Source organism: Shewanella sp. SM29, from assembly GCF_025654245.1.
Taxonomy (GTDB): domain Bacteria; phylum Pseudomonadota; class Gammaproteobacteria; order Enterobacterales; family Shewanellaceae; genus Shewanella; species Shewanella oncorhynchi.
On the sequence record NZ_JAKKRN010000021.1, the window covers coordinates 65,525 to 83,778 of the forward strand.

The 18,254-nt window shown below is 45.8% G+C and carries 11 protein-coding genes and 1 pseudogene; 10 read left to right on the forward strand and 2 right to left on the reverse strand.

Translation table 11 applies throughout. From position 1 onward, the window contains the following. Positions 1-30 precede the first annotated feature (30 nt). The 8 genes from prfB (at position 31) to L5L77_RS14960 (ending at position 12,664) form a co-directional block, all read left to right on the forward strand. A protein-coding gene (prfB, locus tag L5L77_RS14925; RefSeq protein WP_168824900.1) for a peptide chain release factor 2 occupies positions 31-1,129 on the forward strand; the annotation gives its coding sequence in 2 pieces (ribosomal slippage) (positions 31-105 and positions 107-1,129; 1,098 coding nt in all). A 28-nt stretch (positions 1,130-1,157) separates the two neighbouring features. Beyond that, on the forward strand, positions 1,158-2,660 hold the full coding sequence (gene lysS / locus L5L77_RS14930) for a lysine--tRNA ligase (RefSeq protein ID WP_263208173.1): 1,503 nt from the start codon (positions 1,158-1,160) through the stop codon (positions 2,658-2,660). A gap of 693 nt (positions 2,661-3,353) precedes the next feature. Further along, positions 3,354-4,826: a carbon starvation protein A gene (locus L5L77_RS14935; RefSeq protein WP_173497338.1), complete on the forward strand. Its 1,473-nt coding sequence runs from the start codon at positions 3,354-3,356 to the stop codon at positions 4,824-4,826. A 310-nt stretch (positions 4,827-5,136) separates the two neighbouring features. Then, positions 5,137-7,302: a catalase/peroxidase HPI gene (katG, locus tag L5L77_RS14940; protein WP_263223025.1), complete on the forward strand. Its 2,166-nt coding sequence runs from the start codon at positions 5,137-5,139 to the stop codon at positions 7,300-7,302. Positions 7,303-7,472: 170 nt separating this feature from the next. Then, positions 7,473-7,907: a PaaI family thioesterase gene (locus L5L77_RS14945; RefSeq protein WP_028761608.1), complete on the forward strand. Its 435-nt coding sequence runs from the start codon at positions 7,473-7,475 to the stop codon at positions 7,905-7,907. Between the two features lie 370 nt (positions 7,908-8,277). After that, positions 8,278-9,966, forward strand: a complete 1,689-nt coding sequence (locus tag L5L77_RS14950) for a glucan biosynthesis protein (protein WP_113939843.1) — start codon at positions 8,278-8,280, stop codon at positions 9,964-9,966. Positions 9,967-10,211: 245 nt separating this feature from the next. Next, complete coding sequence (locus L5L77_RS14955) at positions 10,212-11,681, forward strand: inorganic phosphate transporter (RefSeq protein ID WP_105252986.1); 1,470 nt, start codon at positions 10,212-10,214, stop codon at positions 11,679-11,681. Between the two features lie 134 nt (positions 11,682-11,815). Next, positions 11,816-12,664, forward strand: coding sequence for an isocitrate lyase/phosphoenolpyruvate mutase family protein (locus tag L5L77_RS14960; protein WP_263223027.1), 849 nt, complete (start codon positions 11,816-11,818; stop codon positions 12,662-12,664). Positions 12,665-13,050: 386 nt separating this feature from the next. Here L5L77_RS14960 and L5L77_RS14965 read toward each other — a convergent pair whose 3' ends face one another. Next, positions 13,051-14,004, reverse strand: a complete 954-nt coding sequence (locus tag L5L77_RS14965) for a DUF72 domain-containing protein (RefSeq protein WP_263185934.1) — start codon at positions 14,002-14,004, stop codon at positions 13,051-13,053. Between the two features lie 291 nt (positions 14,005-14,295). Here L5L77_RS14965 and L5L77_RS14970 point away from each other — a divergent pair, with 291 nt between their 5' ends. Further along, on the forward strand, positions 14,296-15,723 hold the full coding sequence (locus L5L77_RS14970; RefSeq protein ID WP_263185936.1) for a GGDEF domain-containing protein: 1,428 nt from the start codon (positions 14,296-14,298) through the stop codon (positions 15,721-15,723). Between the two features lie 134 nt (positions 15,724-15,857). On the opposite strand, the gene L5L77_RS14975 is transcribed toward L5L77_RS14970, so the two are convergent. Further along, entirely contained in the window at positions 15,858-17,750 is a 1,893-nt protein-coding gene (locus L5L77_RS14975; RefSeq protein WP_263185938.1) for a methyl-accepting chemotaxis protein, read from the reverse strand. 361 nt (positions 17,751-18,111) lie between these two features. On the opposite strand from L5L77_RS14975, the pseudogene L5L77_RS14980 reads away from it, so the two are divergent. Next, positions 18,112-18,254, forward strand: a pseudogene (locus L5L77_RS14980) (IS982 family transposase); the annotation flags it as partial.

The window sequence follows — 18,254 nt, forward strand, 5'->3', positions numbered from 1 at the left end:
AAGCGGCCAAATAAAGAAAGTTGAAAACTCATGTTTGAAGTTAATCCAGTAAAATTCAAAATTAAGGAGCTTGCCGAGCGCACGGAGCTTCTTAGGGGGTATCTTTGACTACGATGCCAAAAATGAGCGTCTAGAAGAAGTTACCCGTGAGCTTGAAAGTTCAGAAGTGTGGAACGACCCAGAGCGCGCCCAAGCCTTAGGCAAAGAGCGCGCCAGCCTAGAAGCTGTGGTCAAAACCATAGACGATATGGACTCAGGTCTTGAAGATGTTGAAGGCTTACTCGAGCTGGCTATTGAAGAGGAAGACGAAGATACCTTCAATGAAACCAGTAAAGAGCTGGATTATCTCGAAAGCCGTCTTGCCGATCTTGAATTCCGTCGTATGTTCTCCGGCCCGCAAGATGCGTCAAACTGTTATTTAGACATTCAGTCTGGCAGTGGTGGTACCGAAGCCCAAGATTGGGCCAACATGGTGCTGCGTATGTACCTACGTTGGGGCGAAGCCCATGGCTTTAGCCCTGAGTTGATGGAAGTAACCGATGGTGACGTGGCCGGTATTAAAGGCGCGACCATTAAGTTTACTGGCGAATATGCGTTTGGTTGGTTACGCACTGAGACTGGCGTGCACCGTTTAGTACGTAAGTCGCCATTCGATTCATCGGGTCGTCGTCATACGTCATTCTGCTCTGTGTTCGTTTATCCAGAAATCGATGACGATATCACGATTGATATCAACCCATCGGATCTGCGTATTGACACTTATCGCGCATCGGGCGCGGGTGGTCAGCACGTTAACAAAACGGAATCGGCGATTCGTATTACCCACTTACCGACGAATACCGTCGTGCAGTGCCAGAACGACCGTTCACAGCATAAAAATAAAGATGCTGCGATGAAGCAGCTGAAAGCAAAACTGTTTGAGTTAGAAATGCTCAAGCAAAATGCCGACAAACAGGCCGCAGAAGACGCTAAGTCTGATATCGGCTGGGGCAGTCAAATTCGCTCTTATGTATTAGACGATGCCCGCATTAAAGACTTACGCACAGGCGTTGAAACCCGCAATACTCAAGCGGTACTCGATGGCGATCTGGATAAGTTTATCGAAGCCAGTTTGAAATCTGGGCTGTAATTAATTCAAGGTATAGACGAGAAATAAGATGACTGAACAAGTAATTGATGAGAACAAACTGATCGCCGAGCGCCGTGCCAAGCTAGAAAGCATCCGCCCAAACTGTAGTGCTAATGCGCATCCAAATACCTTCCGTCGCACCCATAAAGCGGCTGAACTGCAAGCACTGTATGGTCAAAACACTAAAGAAGAACTCGAAGCCTTAGGTTTTAAGACCAGCATTGCTGGCCGCATCATGGCAAAACGTGGTCCTTTCTTAGTGATCCAAGACGTGTCTGGCCGTATTCAAGCTTACGCTGAAAAAAGCGTACAAGCTGATTTGAAAGAGCGTTTTCAAGGTCTGGATATCGGTGACATCATAGGTGTAACTGGTCAGCTGCATTTGTCTGGTAAAGGCGACTTATACGTCAACATGGAACAGTACGAGTTACTGACCAAGGCGCTGCGTCCATTGCCTGCGGACTATTATGGTCTAGCCGATCAAGAAATGCGCTACCGTCAACGTTACGTGGATCTCATCGTTAACGAAGATTCGCGCAATGCCTTTATCATGCGTTCTAAAGTAGTTTCTGCAATCCGTAACTTCATGATCAAAAAAGAGTTCATGGAAGTTGAAACCCCTATGATGCATGTGATCCCAGGTGGTGCTTCGGCCCGTCCTTTTATCACTCATCACAACGCCTTAGACATGCCAATGTACCTGCGTATCGCACCAGAACTATATCTGAAGCGTTTAGTGGTCGGCGGTTTTGAGCGTGTGTTCGAAATCAACCGTAACTTCCGTAACGAAGGTCTGTCACCACGTCATAACCCAGAATTCACTATGATGGAATTCTATATGGCTTATGCAGACTACAAAGATCTGATGGACCTCACCGAAGAAATGCTCAGCTCGATTGCTATCGAACTGCTTGGCAGTGCGCAAATGCCCTACGGCGAGCACACAGTTGATTTCGGCGGCCCATACGCACGTTTAAGCATGTTAGAAGCGATTCAGAAGTACAATCCTGATAACGCGACTATCCAAGCTATGACCTATGAGCAAGTGAAAGATGTTGAATTCATGCGCGATTTGGCGAAAAGCTTAGGCATGAAGATTGAGAAGTTCTGGACTTGTGGTCAGCTACTTGAAGAAATCTTCGGTGAAACAGCTGAGTGGCAATTGATGCAACCAACGTTCATCACTGGCTACCCAGCGGACATTTCACCATTGGCACGTCGTAATGATGACAACCATTTCATCACTGACCGTTTCGAATTCTTCATCGGTGGCCGCGAAGTGGCTAACGGCTTTAGCGAGCTGAACGATGCTGAAGATCAAGACAACCGCTTTAAAGCACAGGTTGACGCGAAAGATGCAGGTGACGATGAAGCTATGTTCTACGATGCAGACTATATCACTGCACTGGAACACGGTTTGCCACCCACGGCAGGTCAAGGTATTGGTATCGACCGTTTAGTGATGTTGTTCACTAACACTCATACTATCCGTGACGTGATCCTGTTCCCTGCTATGCGCCCACAGGCGTAATGCAGTCGAACAAGGTATTTCGTTGGTACATTTTGTTGTATTAGTTTAGCCACTCGACTTTTAGTAAGTCGCAATAGCTTAAGTTTACAGTGATTGATTTAGGTATGACCTGAGCATCGCTACGATGAAATACCCCCTAAAAAACCAGCCATTTGGCTGGTTTTTTGTTTTCTAAAATAGCTAAAAATAATGAGTGATAAAGTCGAACTGTTAGTAACCTAAAAATGGGCTAGATGAGCATCATTAAGTGGCACGTTAGCTTTAGGTTGTGGCTATCGATCGTAGTGTAGATTGCGGGTTTAGCTTGTGAGTGTAGATAGTGTTTTTAACTTGGGGTTGTATATTGGGATGTCACGAAACACTCGTCTATGCTGCTAGCATCTCGCCGCCAGTCACATGCGATATTGTCTGTGTTCATTTCATTTTCGATAGCGATGGTTTGCAGGAATACCTAGGGCGAGGAGTTCAAGAAGAGGCAATTGAGAAACATCAAAATAGTTGGTTGTATTACTGAGTGCATAAATACTTCATAGGGATTATTTTTAAACGCGTTTGTTCATCTATACCCACTCGTACGGCTGTTTCAGATAATCAACCCGACATTAGTCTAATAGTGTGTTGCTTGACCTCAGTCGCTAACTCAATGAAACTCTCCATTAAATCACCTCCTACTAAAGTATGGATAATTAAATAATGTTAATTTTCTTTATTTGTATCGCACTCTTAGTGCTTGCATACAAGTTCTATAGTCCCTTTGTTGAGCGGCAAGCGGGTATCGATCCTAAAGCGATAACACCACAGGCGAGATTCGAAGATGGCGTCGATTACGTTCCGGTTCATCCGGCTAAAGCGTTTCTGATCCAGTTCCTCAATGTCGCTGGTGTGGGGCCGATATTTGGCCCGATCCTCGGTGCACTTTACGGCCCAATAGCCTTAGTGTGGATTGTACTGGGGAATATTATTGGCGGCGCAGTACATGATTATTTTTCTGGCGTGCTCAGTATTAAAGAAGACGGTAAGAGTCTGCCAGAGATTGCGGGCCACTACTTTAATATTTACTTTAAAGGCGTGATGTTGCTGTTTACCGCTATGCTGCTGTTTTTTGTGGGCGTGGTCTTCATCATGAGCCCCGCAGGTTTGCTGAGTAATCTCGATTATTTTAAAGACACCATCTTTGGCAATAATACCTTCTGGGTGTTAGTGATTTTAGTCTATTACTTTTTAGCGACTATGCTGCCGATTGATAAAATCATCACTAAATTATATCCCGCATTTGGTTTGTTGATGATAGTCATGACAGTTTCTATCGCCGTTGCTCTAATGATCAATGCGCCGCAGTTACCTGAAATGGGGGATGTGTTTGCCTATTTCGACCACAGCCATTACAACAATGAGTTACTCGAACCAAACCCTGATGGACTACCTGTTTGGCCACTGTTATTTGTGACTATTACCTGTGGTGCGATTAGCGGTTTCCATTCAACTCAAGCGCCCATCATGGCTCGTTGCTTGACGAATGAGAAGTATGTTCGCCCTGTGTATTATGGCGCTATGGTTGCTGAAGGTATCGTTGCTTGTGTATGGGCAACGGCGGGTATTGCAGCTTTCCCTGGCGGTTATGTTGAGCTTAAGAGTTTGCTCGACCAAGGTGGCCCAGGTTTAGTGGTTAACCAAGTGGCAACTACGTATTTAGGTGTTGCGGGCGGTATTATGGCGATTGTGGCCGTGGCTATCTTCCCTATCACCTCTGGCGATACCGCATTTCGTTCGCTGCGTTTGACGATTATCGATGCCTTCCATATTCCGCAAAGTATGCGTAATCGTTTATTGGTTGCAGTGCCTATTCTGACCATTGCGTACTTTATGACGAAGATCGATTTCTCTTTGATTTGGCGTTACTTTGCCTTCTCAAATATGCTGCTATCAACCAGTGTGTTGTGGTTAGCGACTAAGTATTTGTTCGATCGCGGGACCTTCCATTGGATTGTTAGCTTACCAGCAATTGGCGGTACCAGCGTTACTGTGTCTTATATTATGACTGCGGGTATTGGCCTAGGTTTACCGCAACCTTTGAGCCAGCCAGTGGGTATCGCTGTCGGGGTTATCTGTTTAGTTGCCCTGATCATTGCGCACAATAGACGCAAACCTGTGGCAGAAGCTAAATAGTTAGTTATCCCATAGTTTTACCCAATAAAAAACAAGGGCTGCATTTTGCAGCCCTTGTTTTTTATGATTGGTATCATTCTACTATCCTTTAATAGCTTATTTTAGAAAGGGTAATTTTGCTGAATATTTTTTAATGAGCGGATTCATCGCGTTTCATCTAGAGGTAAGGTAAGGTCGTTAGACTGGTTTTTATTTCTCTATTGAAACGATTAGTCTGTGGTAGAGAGCGTTAAGCAGTACAAACTTGCGGCAAAAGTCATTTAGATTTTATTTACTTGAATATTTTTTGCGAACAGAAGGAGAGCACGTTATGTCTGAGAACAAATGTCCTATGCACCATTCTGCTGGTGGCACCTCGAATCGAGATTGGTGGCCTAAACAGCTCCGGCTCGATATTCTGCACCAACACTCTTCCTTATCTAATCCTTTGGGTGATGACTTCAATTATGCTGAAGCCTTTAAATCCCTCAATTTAGCTGCTGTAAAGCAAGATCTCCTCGCATTAATGACGGATTCACAGGACTGGTGGCCAGCAGATTTTGGCCACTATGGGCCGCTATTTATTCGTATGGCATGGCACAGTGCCGGCACCTATCGTACCGGTGATGGACGTGGCGGAGCGGGGAGCGGTAATCAACGTTTCGCACCGTTAAACAGCTGGCCAGATAACGTAAACCTCGATAAAGCACGCCGGCTCCTTTGGCCGATTAAACAAAAATATGGCAATAAAATCTCTTGGGCCGATTTGATGATCCTCACGGGTAATGTCGCGCTGGAATCTATGGGATTCAAAACCTTAGGTTTCGCTGGTGGGCGAGTCGATATTTGGGAACCCGAAGCTGATATTTACTGGGGGGCGGAAAATAAATGGTTAGACGATAAGCGTTACTCGGGAGAGCGAGATCTTGAAGATCCCCTCGCCGCAGTCCAAATGGGGTTAATTTATGTTAACCCTGAGGGACCCAATGGCGACCCTGATCCTTTCGCTGCCGCCGTTGATATCCGCGAAACCTTTGCCCGCATGGCGATGAATGATGAAGAAACCGTAGCCTTGATTGCCGGAGGTCATACTTTTGGTAAAACCCATGGTGCAGGTGACGCAGCATTAGTAGGACCTGAGCCAGAAGCCGCAGGTATTGAACAGCAAGGGCTAGGTTGGTTGAGCCGCTATAAAAGCGGTAAAGGTGGCGATACTATTTCCAGTGGCCTCGAAGTGACTTGGACCTCAACACCAACCCAATGGAGTAACAATTTTTTTGAAAATCTATTTGGATATGAATGGGAACTGACTAAGAGCCCTGCGGGTGCCCATCAGTGGATACCTAAAAATGGTGCGGGTAAAGGGGTGATCCCCGATGCGCACGACGCCTCAAAACGCCATGTGCCGGCCATGTTAACCACTGACCTTGCACTGATCTTCGATCCTGATTACGAGAAAATATCGCGTCGACTCTTTGAAAATCCTGATGAGTTTGCTGAGATCTTTGCAAAGGCTTGGTACAAGCTGACGCACAGGGATATGGGGCCATGCACACGCTATTTGGGTCCTGAAGTGCCAGCAGAAGAGTTTCTTTGGCAAGATCCCATCCCAGCGGTTGATCATCCCTTGGTTGATGAGCAGGATGTAACGGATCTTAAACTTAAGATTATTGGCTCTGGATTAACGATTTCAGAAGTCGTTGCAACCGCTTGGGCCTCTGCTTCGACCTACCGTGGTTCTGATATGCGCGGTGGTGCGAACGGCGCTCGAATTCGCCTAGCGCCGCAAAAAGATTGGCCAGTAAACCAGCCTGAGCAACTTGCTAAGGTGCTGAAAGTGCTTGAGACTATTCAGTCTGAGTTCAATCAAGGAGGTAAGCAAATCTCCCTTGCTGACTTGATTGTGCTGGCAGGCTGTGTCGGTATTGATCAAGCGGCTAGAAATGCGGGGGTTGAAGTGACGATTCCATTTACGCCGGGTCGTATGGATACCACACAAGCGCAAACGGATGTGGAATCTTTTGCGGTACTTGAACCTGTCGCTGATGGCTTTAGAAATTATCATCCCACTCCGTTTTCTGTTTCGGCGGAGGAGTTATTGGTCGATAGGGCACAATTGCTGACCTTAACTGCGCCGGAAATGACAGTGCTTATTGGCGGTCTGCGGGTGTTAGATACGAACTCTGATCAGTCAAAAATGGGTGTATTGACTGCGCGTCCTGAGTTTTTGACCAATGACTTTTTTGTTAACTTGCTCGATATGGGGACGACGTGGAAACCCACTTCTAAAGCGGAGGATATGTTTGTGGGTGTTGATCGTGTCAGCGGCCATCAAAAGTGGACTGCAAGTCGTGTTGATTTGATCTTTGGCTCTAATTCGCAGCTGCGTGCACTCGCAGAAGTGTACGCGAGCAGTGATGCACAGCTGCGATTTGTCGATGATTTTATCGACGCTTGGACTAAGGTGATGAACTTAGATAGATTCGATCTTCGCTGAGCTTATATTTATTAGTCTTTTTAGTGGTATATGGATCCAATTTAGGCGCCGCTGGGGTTAATGCGGACCGAGCGTTTAAGTGGATTTTCAGTTAAATGATCGCCTAATTCAAAGTGGTTAAGCGGTCATTTTTATTCATGTGCTTTGACGCTCATCAATTTAGGTGGAATATGAATATTCAGCAAATGTCGGGTTTAGCTATTTTACAGGCGATGGCAAGGGGTGAATTACCCGCACCTTCTATCTCTCTCACTATGCCAATGTCGCTGGTTCAAGCCGACGAAGGAACGGTGACATTCCATGCGACTGCCGATGATAAGCACCTCAACCCATTGGGCGGCGTTCATGGTGGTTTTGCCGCGACAGTATTGGATTCGGTTACTGGTTGCGCCGTGCATACATTGCTTGAAGCGGGTGTAGGTTACGGCACTATCGATTTGAATATTAAAATGATTCGACCTGTGCCTAAACATCAAGTGTTAGTGGCTGAGGGTAAGGTGATCAATTTATCTAAGTCTTTAGGTATTTCGGAAGGTACGCTAAAAACGCAAGATGGAAAACTGCTCGCCACTGCTACGGCGACTTGTATGATTTTAAGGCCATAAACCGATTTTGCGGGCTGGCGATATTATCTCTTCGAGTTAACACGCTGAGCAGATAATTAACCTATGCCGAAGGTGCACTTTATCTTCAGGTATTAAGTCGACGGCCTTCTTGCTGGCAGTGAGGTTTTTATGGGCGTAAATTCAGTTAATAACGGAATTTTTTAATCATATTTTCATAAATAGGCCTCAAGATTGAAAATAGCTAGCATGCCATATTCCATTCGACAGAAAGTATGCTAGATTCTGGCGAATTGTTGCTGATCGCTGTATTGTTACCTCTGTCATCAACAGTTCTCCACAGGGCCATCGCTGCAATTGAGTCAGATTTGCAGGGAAGTGTCAGGAAGTTACACCAATTCAGAGTCTGCTTATGCAACCCAATTTATTTCCCGAACAAAGAAACGTTTATCAAGAATCGAGGGCGACACTACCCTCGATTGAAGCCCAATCTTCCTCTCGTCGCGGCCGTTTGCAGCGTATGGTTGGCGGCGTATTGTTAACCTGTAGCGTATTGCTGAGTCTTTCAGCATGTGCGGCAGGTAAGCAGGCGTCACCACAAGAAGGTGAAGAGTTTAGTTACGCTTGGCTTAAGGGTTATGCCCGTACTATGGCTGCACAACCCTATGAGAGTCATAAAGGCGAATTACCTAAAAGTCTTCAGGGCATGAGTTGGGATGATTACCAACAATTCCACTTCAAGAAGAAAGCCGCACTATGGCGTGATCAAGATTCGGAGTTTCGTGCCGAACTGTTCCATCTTGGGCTGTTTTTCGATACCCCTATTCATATTTATGAGCTAAATGAGGGTAAGGCTAAGTTAATCGAATATTCACCTTCAATGTTCGATTACGGCAAGTCAAAGGTTAAAGGTAGTCAGTTGCCTAAGGATCTTGGTTTTGCGGGTTTCCGTATGCAATTTAATACCGATTGGCAGCGTGACATTGTTGCCTTCCTTGGCGCTAGTTATTTCCGCGCAGTGGGTCAAGAAATGCAGTACGGTTTGTCGGCTCGTGGCTTAGCGGTTGATACTGCACTGCCAAAACCCGAAGAGTTTCCAATGTTCACCAATTTCTGGTTAGAAAAACCTAAACCAGGATCGAATATCACCACTGTGTATGCCTTGCTAGACTCTCCGAGTGTCACTGGGGCTTATCGTTTTGATATCGAACCGGGTGAACGTTTAAAAATGAAGGTGGATGTGGCAGTTTATCCACGTAAAGCGATTGAACGTTTAGGCGTTGCGCCACTGACCAGTATGTTTATGGTGGGTGAGAACGATCGCCGCACCGGTTATGACTGGCGTCCAGAAATCCATGATACCGATGGTTTAGCCATGCACACGGGGAATGGTGAATGGATTTGGCGTCCGCTAGGTAACCCTGAAAACTTGCGATTCAACGCCTATAGCGATGAAAATCCAAAAGGTTTTGGTTTACTGCAACGTGATCGTAACTTCGATCATTATCAGGACGACGGCGTGTTTTATGATAAACGCCCAAGCCTATGGATTGAACCAACCAGCAGTTGGGGTAAAGGTTCCGTGCAGTTGGTTGAAATTCCAACACTGGATGAAACCTTTGATAATATAGTGGCTTTCTGGAATCCTGCTGAGCCGATTGTTCCTGGTCAAGAGCTGCTGTACAGCTACAATATGTACTGGGGTGGCATTCCACCGGTTCAATCACCCCGTGCTCGGGTTGTCGATACCTTCACCGGGATTGGCGGCGTAGTTGGCCAGAAACGCAAATACTACAGTAAGCGTTTTGTGGTTGATTTCGCGGGCGGAACTTTACCTATGATAGGTAAAGACACCCAAGTTAAAGCCGTGATCACAGCATCTGAAGGCAAAGTGGAAATTGAATCTGCCCGTCCTTTAGCCTCGATTAATGGTTACCGCGCTATGTTTGACGTAGTGCCCCCCGGAGACGGTACTGAGCCGATTAACCTGAGGGTCTATTTGGAGGTCGATGGTCAGCCATTGTCTGAGACTTGGATGTATCAGTGGAATCCGCCTGCTAAGGATGATCGTGAATTGCACAATGCAGGTCATCTGCAATAAGCGATTAGTGAGTCATTAATCTAAAACGCCAGCTAACTTAGCTGGCGTTTTTGTTTTGATGATTAACAAGATGCGGGGAATGCCGCTCATTTGACATCTAAAAAATCAAGCCAGTGTTAATTGCAAGCATGCTACTGAGTTATTGGGGGCTAATTCACTTTTTGACAATCTAAACAATTTTTCACTGTAAAAGACCCCAAACTTGGGCGTAACCTGTGGGCGTTCTCGCCATGGGTAAGTATTTTATGTTTGAAATGTTCACAACGTTAGGCTTTGCGTGGTCGGTGGGTTTAGTCCTTGCCGTACTTTTTGTACTGGCATACGAATTTATTAATGGCTTCCACGACACGGCAAATGCGGTGGCGACGGTGATCTATACCAAGGCAATGCCGGCAAATCTGGCGGTCGTTACCTCCGCACTATTTAATTTTGCGGGTGTGCTGTTAGGGGGGTTAGGAGTGGCCTATGCGATAGTGCATTTATTACCCGTAGACTCCTTGCTCGGTATGGACTCAATCCAAGGCTTGCTGATGGTGTTTTCCTTGCTATTTTCGGCAATTATCTGGAACTTAGGTACTTGGTATTTTGGTATTCCGGCATCGAGTTCCCATACCTTGATTGGTTCGATAATGGGCGTGGGTGGCGCGTTCGCTTGGATAAATCATCAGCCTATCTTGCAGGGCATTAATGTCTCTAAAGCAACGCAGATCATGCTGTCCTTGATTATTTCGCCGACCTTAGGGTTTGTGATGGCAGGGATTTTTTTGCTCATCATGAAATACGTTTGGCAGAAACATAAAATTCACCGTACCCCAGATGAGCAGATGCAGATTAATGGTAAAAAACACCCTCCATTTTGGGCAAGGGCGAGTTTAATTATCTCTGCTATGGGGGTGAGTTTCGCCCATGGTTCTAACGATGGACAGAAGGGGATAGGTTTAGTGATGCTAGTGCTGATTTGTATGGCACCGGCTTATTTTGCCTTGGACATGGGCAGTCAACCCTATGATTTAGAAAGAACTCAAGATGCTAATCGTCGCATTATGGCGATTTATGACCGTAACCAAGCCGTTATCGCGGATGTTATCGACTTTAAAGCCTTGGTCAACGTTCCCGAATATATGCTGGCCCATTGCTCATCTGCCAATGTATTACCGGCGATGTCGTTACTTGACCGTCGCTTAGCAAAAGTCTCGACTTACAAAGATATGGATGTAGAAGAGCGACGCGAGGTGCGACGTTTATTGTTGTGCATCGATGATACTGCTCGCCAAGTGGCTAAATTGGATCTTCCTGCTAAGGATTTAAGTTCATTGGCTAAATGGCGAAAAGATCTCACTAGAACTACTGAGTATGCGCCCATTTGGGTGATTATTGCCATTGCTACTGCGCTGGGTTGCGGCACGTTGGTGGGGTGGCGGCGGATTGTATATACAGTGGGGGAAAAAATTGGTTCATCGAGTATGACTTACAGCCAAGGCATTGCCGCGCAGGTCACGGCTGCCGTCTCTATTGGGATTGCCAGTATGACGGGGATGCCGGTATCGACGACTCATATTTTGTCTTCCGCTGTTGCGGGTACTATGGTGGCTAATCGTTCAGGGCTTCAGATCCAAACTATTAAGCAGATCATGCTCGCTTGGCTGCTGACACTACCTATTACTATGTTGCTCTCCGCGAGTGTGTTTATCCTTGCCAATGCACTTTGGGGTTAGCCAAGAATACTCAAGTTGAATGCTCACATAGCCAAGCCTTGAGGGCTTGGTTTTTCGGTTCAGTGCCGTTTCCCGCGATAATTACCTAAGCCATCTTGTTAGAGTTGAGCCTCCAACACCAACAAGGACATAAGATGGCTGAGCAATCTAGAACACTTTTCAAAGCACTACATCAACAATCTGAGCCGCTGATATTAACTAACGCTTGGGATGCCGCCAGTGCGGCCATCATCCAAGCATCGGGCGCCCGTGCGATTGCGACCAGTAGCGCGGCATTGGCTTGGTCGCTCGGTTATCCCGATGGGCAAGTGCTACCTAAAGCGGCTTTATTGGACGTAGTGAACAATATTCTACGGCTGAGCCGAGTGCCCGTGACGATAGATATTGAATCTGGTTATAGCCAAGATCCCGATGAGGTTGCTGCTTTTGTTGCGCAGCTCGCTGAGCTTGGCGTAGCAGGAATAAATATTGAGGATGGCAGTGCAAGTGTTGCTGAGATGGTGGCCAAAATTAAAGCTATTCGCGCCCATCCTTGTTGCCAAGGATTATTTATTAATGCGCGAACTGATGTGTATTTACTGGGTTTAGCCAGTGGTGAGGCCGCAGTTGTTATGACTATCGATAGGTTAACTCAATATCAGGCTGCGGGTGCGGATGGTGGCTTTATCCCTGGCGCGATTAAGGTCGAGACCGCTAAGCGCTTGTCTGCCGCTGTGGATATGCCACTGAATTTTATGCTATTGAATGAGCAGATGGATATCGGCGAGTTATTTGCCGCAGGTGTGCAGCGTTTTTCCACTGGCCCAGCTTCATTTTTACAGGCCTATAGCACTTTGCTTAATCCAATTTTGTTAAATTCAATTAAGGCAAAACCGTTTCAGCGAGAGTCAAATGATGCGGTTATTGCCGTTGATAAGGATCCAATACCTAAAGCCATTTCCCTTGGTTTTGAGCAAATGAATAACTTATTTATCCCGAGTTAAAGCTGTTTTTCATCTATACCCAAGCTACCTGAAGATACGAGTTTCAGAGCGCCCAGGGTGCTTCAATTCAAGGCGCATTAATGACAGAATGTCGGCCACCTTTTGAATTGATGCAACACGGAAGTGGAGTGCCCTGGGCGCTCCGTCCCGGCGGGTTTTAACGCACTTTATGCTGCGTTGGTTATTTTTAACTTAGCCCGCTAGGCCTGCAAATAACCGCAATCGCCATGGATGGCGTGAATGCCATTTATGCAGGAGCAATAAATGGCCTTGCCTAAAGTGCGTTAAATTCCCGCTGAATCCTGCATCTTCAGGTTGTTTGGGTATATACCCACGGCGAGTTTGCCGTGGGTTTCTTCTTACGTCCATTTTACTTAGCGTCCGTTTTACCAAGAAAGTCCCATCTGCGTGCTTGTCTCCTCAGGTTTCTTATCAAGCAGGCGTAGCTCGGCGAGTTGAATGTGCGCTGCAATTTGGCTGCGCATTTTTTGATAGAGACGGATGGCTAGTTCAGGCGCGGCTTCATTGTCGGGAGTATGGATAAACAGATAGGGTTCACGACCTTCTGCGAGCCACTGCGGGAGTTGGGTGAGCCAATTATCAAAAAAGGTATCGTTATCCTTAGGTAAAACAGCAACGCCTTGCTGTGCGAGTTGTGCGACGGCATCGTCTGGTTGGCCGATAAAGCGCACCACTGGATTATTGGCGGTGGCAATTGCATGCACTGGCACTCGAGGTTTTTTCTTGTGAGCGTCGATAATCGCGACATTGCAGGGCGGCAGTGCAAACAAGGGCCTACTGTCCATGATGATGCGATTCACTTTTTTATCGATGAGTAATCGATTAAGCGCACGCTCGGCATCTCCTTTAGCAAAAAACGCTGCATGCCTGACTTCGACGCCATAGGTTAACCCTTGGGGGATTTGATCTAGAAATTGCGCTAACGCAGGCAAGTTTTCTGGGCCGAAATGGGCGGGCAGTTGAATTTTCCAGATCCCTGTTTTATCGATTAATGGTGCCATTATCTGGAAAAAATCTTTCAATTCTTGGCCGCAGTGTTGCAATAATCTTTGGTGAGTGATGGTTTGCGGTAGTTTGAAGGTAAAACGAAAGCTATCGGGCGTGGCACTGTGCCAATTCATTACCGTTTGCTGTGCAGGCGTTGCGTAGAAGCTGGTGTTCCCTTCGACAGTATTGAATATTGTCGCGTAACGGGCGAGTCGCTCCGCTTGTTTAGTTCCGTGACCATACACACTTTCTTGCCAATTAGAGTGCGACCACATGGCAAGCCCAAGGCGAAAATGGTTGGGTTGATGTAACGGAGAGCACAATCGGTCCAAAAATAAATTCCTTTAATGCGATTTGCGCGTACCAAAGCCGCGCCCTGATGTTGACCAACATTTTAGGGCATTGTGCCGATATCTGTCGTCCAGAGTCAAATAGTGCCACCGATGGCCTTAAGTATTGTGTTTGATTTTGTTTGAATTTAACTCTGTAAAAGTCGGACTTAACTTAGCCAACTCTGGAATGACATTGAAAATTAACCTACTCTAATAGTGCGTTATTATTATTTTTATGCTTATGATCAAACTTAGGACTTAGCCAAAGACGGACGTTTATTGGAGAATTACGTGAATAATGATGGCTACACTTCCTTAAGCAATTTTATCGACCTTCTCTTGGATGCTATTTGTGTCGTCGATAAAGCGGGGAGGTTTGAATTTGTCAGTGCAGGGGCAGAACGTATTTTTGGCTATACCCCAGAAGAAATGATGGGTATGCAGATGCTAGATCTTGTCATTCCAGAGGATAGGGAACGCACTCTCGCAACGGCCAATGAAATTATGGCAGGTCGCTTTAAAGTCGATTTTGAAAACCGTTATGTGCGTAAAGATGGTGTTATCGTCGATATTCTTTGGTCTGCACGTTGGTCCGATGCTTATCAACAACGTGTCGCAGTCGCTAGAGATATTTCTAAGAGCAAAAATGCCGAACGTAGACAAGCAGCCTTATATGAGATTTCAGAGGCTGTGCATGTCGCTGAGGACTTGCTAGCCCTATATCGTCGAATTCATGAAATTATTGCTAAATTATTGCCTGCAGTAAACTTTGCTATTGCATTGTACGATCAAGATTTAAATGAATTAAGTTTTCCTTATAAAGCCGCTACTGGCAAGGATTCACTTATCGATATTGCAAGTTTCAGTGTGTTCACTGACCAAGTGATACGCAGTGCTGAGTCTTTACTCCTGTGCCCCGTGACCTTAACTGATTATCCCCAAGCGATTCGTGAAGATTTGGGTAATGGCTGTTTAAGTTGGCTGGGTGTGCCGCTGAAGCTACAGAAAGGCGTTATCGGCGCTTTGATTATGCATAGCTTGCCCACTTCGGCTTCATATACACACCAAGACCGTGAGTTATTGGAGTTTGTTTCTACGCAAATAGCCTTTGCGATTGAGCGTCGACAAATGCTCGCGCGATTAGAGCATATTGCACTTTATGATCAGTTAACCTTGTTACCCAATCGTGAGCTTTTTTACGATAGATTTCAAAAGGCGCTATCTCGAGCCCATAGGGAATCAAGTTATTTCTCTTTGCTTTATTTAGACTTAGATAAATTTAAGTGGGTTAACGATACTTTTGGTCATAGCGTGGGCGATTTATTACTGCAAGTGACAGCGCAGCGAATAGTCAGTTGTGTGAGGGGCTCAGATACCGTTGCGCGTTTTGGGGGGGATGAGTTTGTCATCTTACTTGAACGAGTCGATTCAGCACATAATACCCTGCTGGCTGCGCAAAAAATATTGCAAGTATTCGAGCAACCCTTCGAGCTTGCCGAACAGCAGATCCATATTCTGCCGAGTATCGGTATTGCTCTGTATCCAGAGCACGGTGAAGATGAGAAACAGCTTATTTCCTGTGCCGATACTGCTATGTATAAAGCTAAAAAGAATGGCGGAAATCGAATTGAAATGGGTTACCAAGGATTAAGAAACTTACATGCTGAGCTTCGGCCTGAGGCCAATATTCCTGAAAATAAAGCGATGAAGATCATTTAAGCTTGCTTTAGGTAAGCCATTGTAAGTCTTTGAAGAAATAATATGTAAAGAAATGTCCGCAAATGTCACTGACACTTGCGGGCATTATTGTATGGAACTGTTGATGTAATCTTTATATAAAATAAGGCTTTTGATTACAGTTTGAAGCGATTAACTTCCTGCTGCAATGATGCGGCTAAATGGGCGAGCTCTTGAGCTTGGACCATAGACGTTTGTGCCTCAATCGAGAGATTCTCTGACACTTCACGAATCGACTCTGTATTACGGTTGATTTCGCTGGTGACTGAGGTTTGCTCCTCGGCTGCTGTGGCAATTTGGCTCGCCATATCTGAAATATCATTAATGGCTTTGCTGATTTGCAACAGGCTTTCGCTGGCTGAATTAGCATCGGCCACACTGGTTTCTGCCATTTCATGACTTTGAGTCATAGACTTAACGGCTTTGCCTGCGGTTTGTTGTAGGGTTTCGATCATTGCTTGAATTTCTTGTGTCGATGAATGCGTACGTTGTGACAGTACACGCACCTCATCAGCAACTACAGCGAAGCCACGACCTTGTTCTCCTGCACGTGCCGCCTCAATGGCTGCATTGAGTGCAAGTAAGTTGGTTTGCTCTGCGATGCCACTAATGGTCAACAAAATGCTGTTGATCTTTTGTGAGTGCTCGTTCAGTTCACCGATAATTCGCCCTGCAGTTTCGACTTCACTGGCTAAATTACGGATAGATTGCTGGCTTTGCATTACCTGTTTATGGCCATGGTTTGAAAGTCCGACCGCATTTTGAGCGGTCTGCGCTGTATGCTCAGCATTACTGGCAATTTCCTCGGTGGCGCTGGCCATTTCGGTCACCGCAGTGGCAACCATAGTCACTTCATCTTGCTGTACTTCAATGCGCTGACTGTTATCCGTTGCTGACGCACTACTTCCTTTGGCTTGATATTCCAATTGGCCCGCAATCTTGTGCATGCGGGAAATCATACCGTGTAGACGTTCTACAAAGCGGTTAAAACCCGAAGCTAACATACCAATTTCATCGTGACTGTTGGCAGTATGAATGCGCACAGTGAGATCGCCATCGCCTTCGGCAATATCATTGAGTGCTTGGGCAACGCGTTCGAGATCTTTGAATTGGATTTTAAAGATGGCGATTAAAATCAAACCAAACAGCACCAATAGTGCAACACCTACGGCAGACATCCACCAAGCAAGATCGGTTGCCTGTGACATGATTTCTTGCTTATCCATCACGAAAATCAGCGCCCAGTCTGTTGAGGGAATTGCCGCCACATAAATTAATTTAGTGGCGCCATCGAGGTTTCGCTCTTCCATCGTATTGGCATTGGTGCGCTGTGATAACCAGCTATTACTAAAATCACTATCAATTTTCGTGAGTTGTTGAGTATTTAGCTGGCTATTGGGATGACTAATAATGAGCCCTGCATTATCGACCATCAATGTATAACCTTCGCCCGGCACTACGAGGCGCTGCACCGCATCGGTTAGCTGATCTATGGTTAAGTTCGCTGCGGCAACGCCTATCAATCGGCCAGAACTCATTACAGGTTCGGCAATGGTCACGACTTGTTTTTTCAGTGTGGCGCTGACGTAGGGCGCCGTCATGATCATTTTACCGGCAGCTTTAGCGTCCATATACCAAGGGCGAACGCGGGGATCATAATTCGCGGTATTTAGCGACGGATCTTGGCGATACATGTTGCCTTGTTCGTCGCCATAGTAAGTGAGGGCAAAGTCAACCGCAGTATGCGCTTGCAGCAAATGAGGGGTAACGTTTGTACTCGGATCGGCTTCAACGACTTGTTTTAGGCTGGTAATGGCCATTTTTCTGTCTTGCATCCACTGACCTATGCCGGATGAAAAGGTAATCGCTAGTTGGTCAATTTCATGTTGAGTGTTTTCTAACGCATTATTTCTAATGAAATAACTAGAGATACTTACGAGTACAGCAATAGTGATCAGTACAGCGGAAAGACTGCTGAACAGCAGCCGCGTTTTGAGTGTCGATCGCATAATCTATATCCTTTATATTCCGTTAGCTCTCTAACGTTGTTTTAGTATAGCGGCAGTACGTGGCAAAACATTAAATCATTGAAGAATTATAGTAATAAATTTAGAAGTGACGCCCATAATTTATGAATTTAATAATTACATGATTTTTATATCAATAACGATTGCGTCAGCGGTTGTTTATTTGATGAGCTGATGGAACTTAGCAGACTAAACTGAAGAGATGAATAATATTTTACAGGTGATAAATAACATTAGTTAACCTGAACTCGGGATAAGAAATGTTGAACTAATAGCCCTCCAAGTGATCGGATCTTTCGACCAAGAGAAACCCCATCACACCGGAGGGCCTATGCATAAATTAGTGGAAGTGTTTTGCGATGTCGATGATTTTTGCGCTGTTTTTATTCCAGAATGGGAAAAAACGCTGTTAATCGATGGTACACGCAAGCGTCATCGCGCTGGCCGTATGACGATGAGCGAAGTGATGACCATCATCTTACTTTT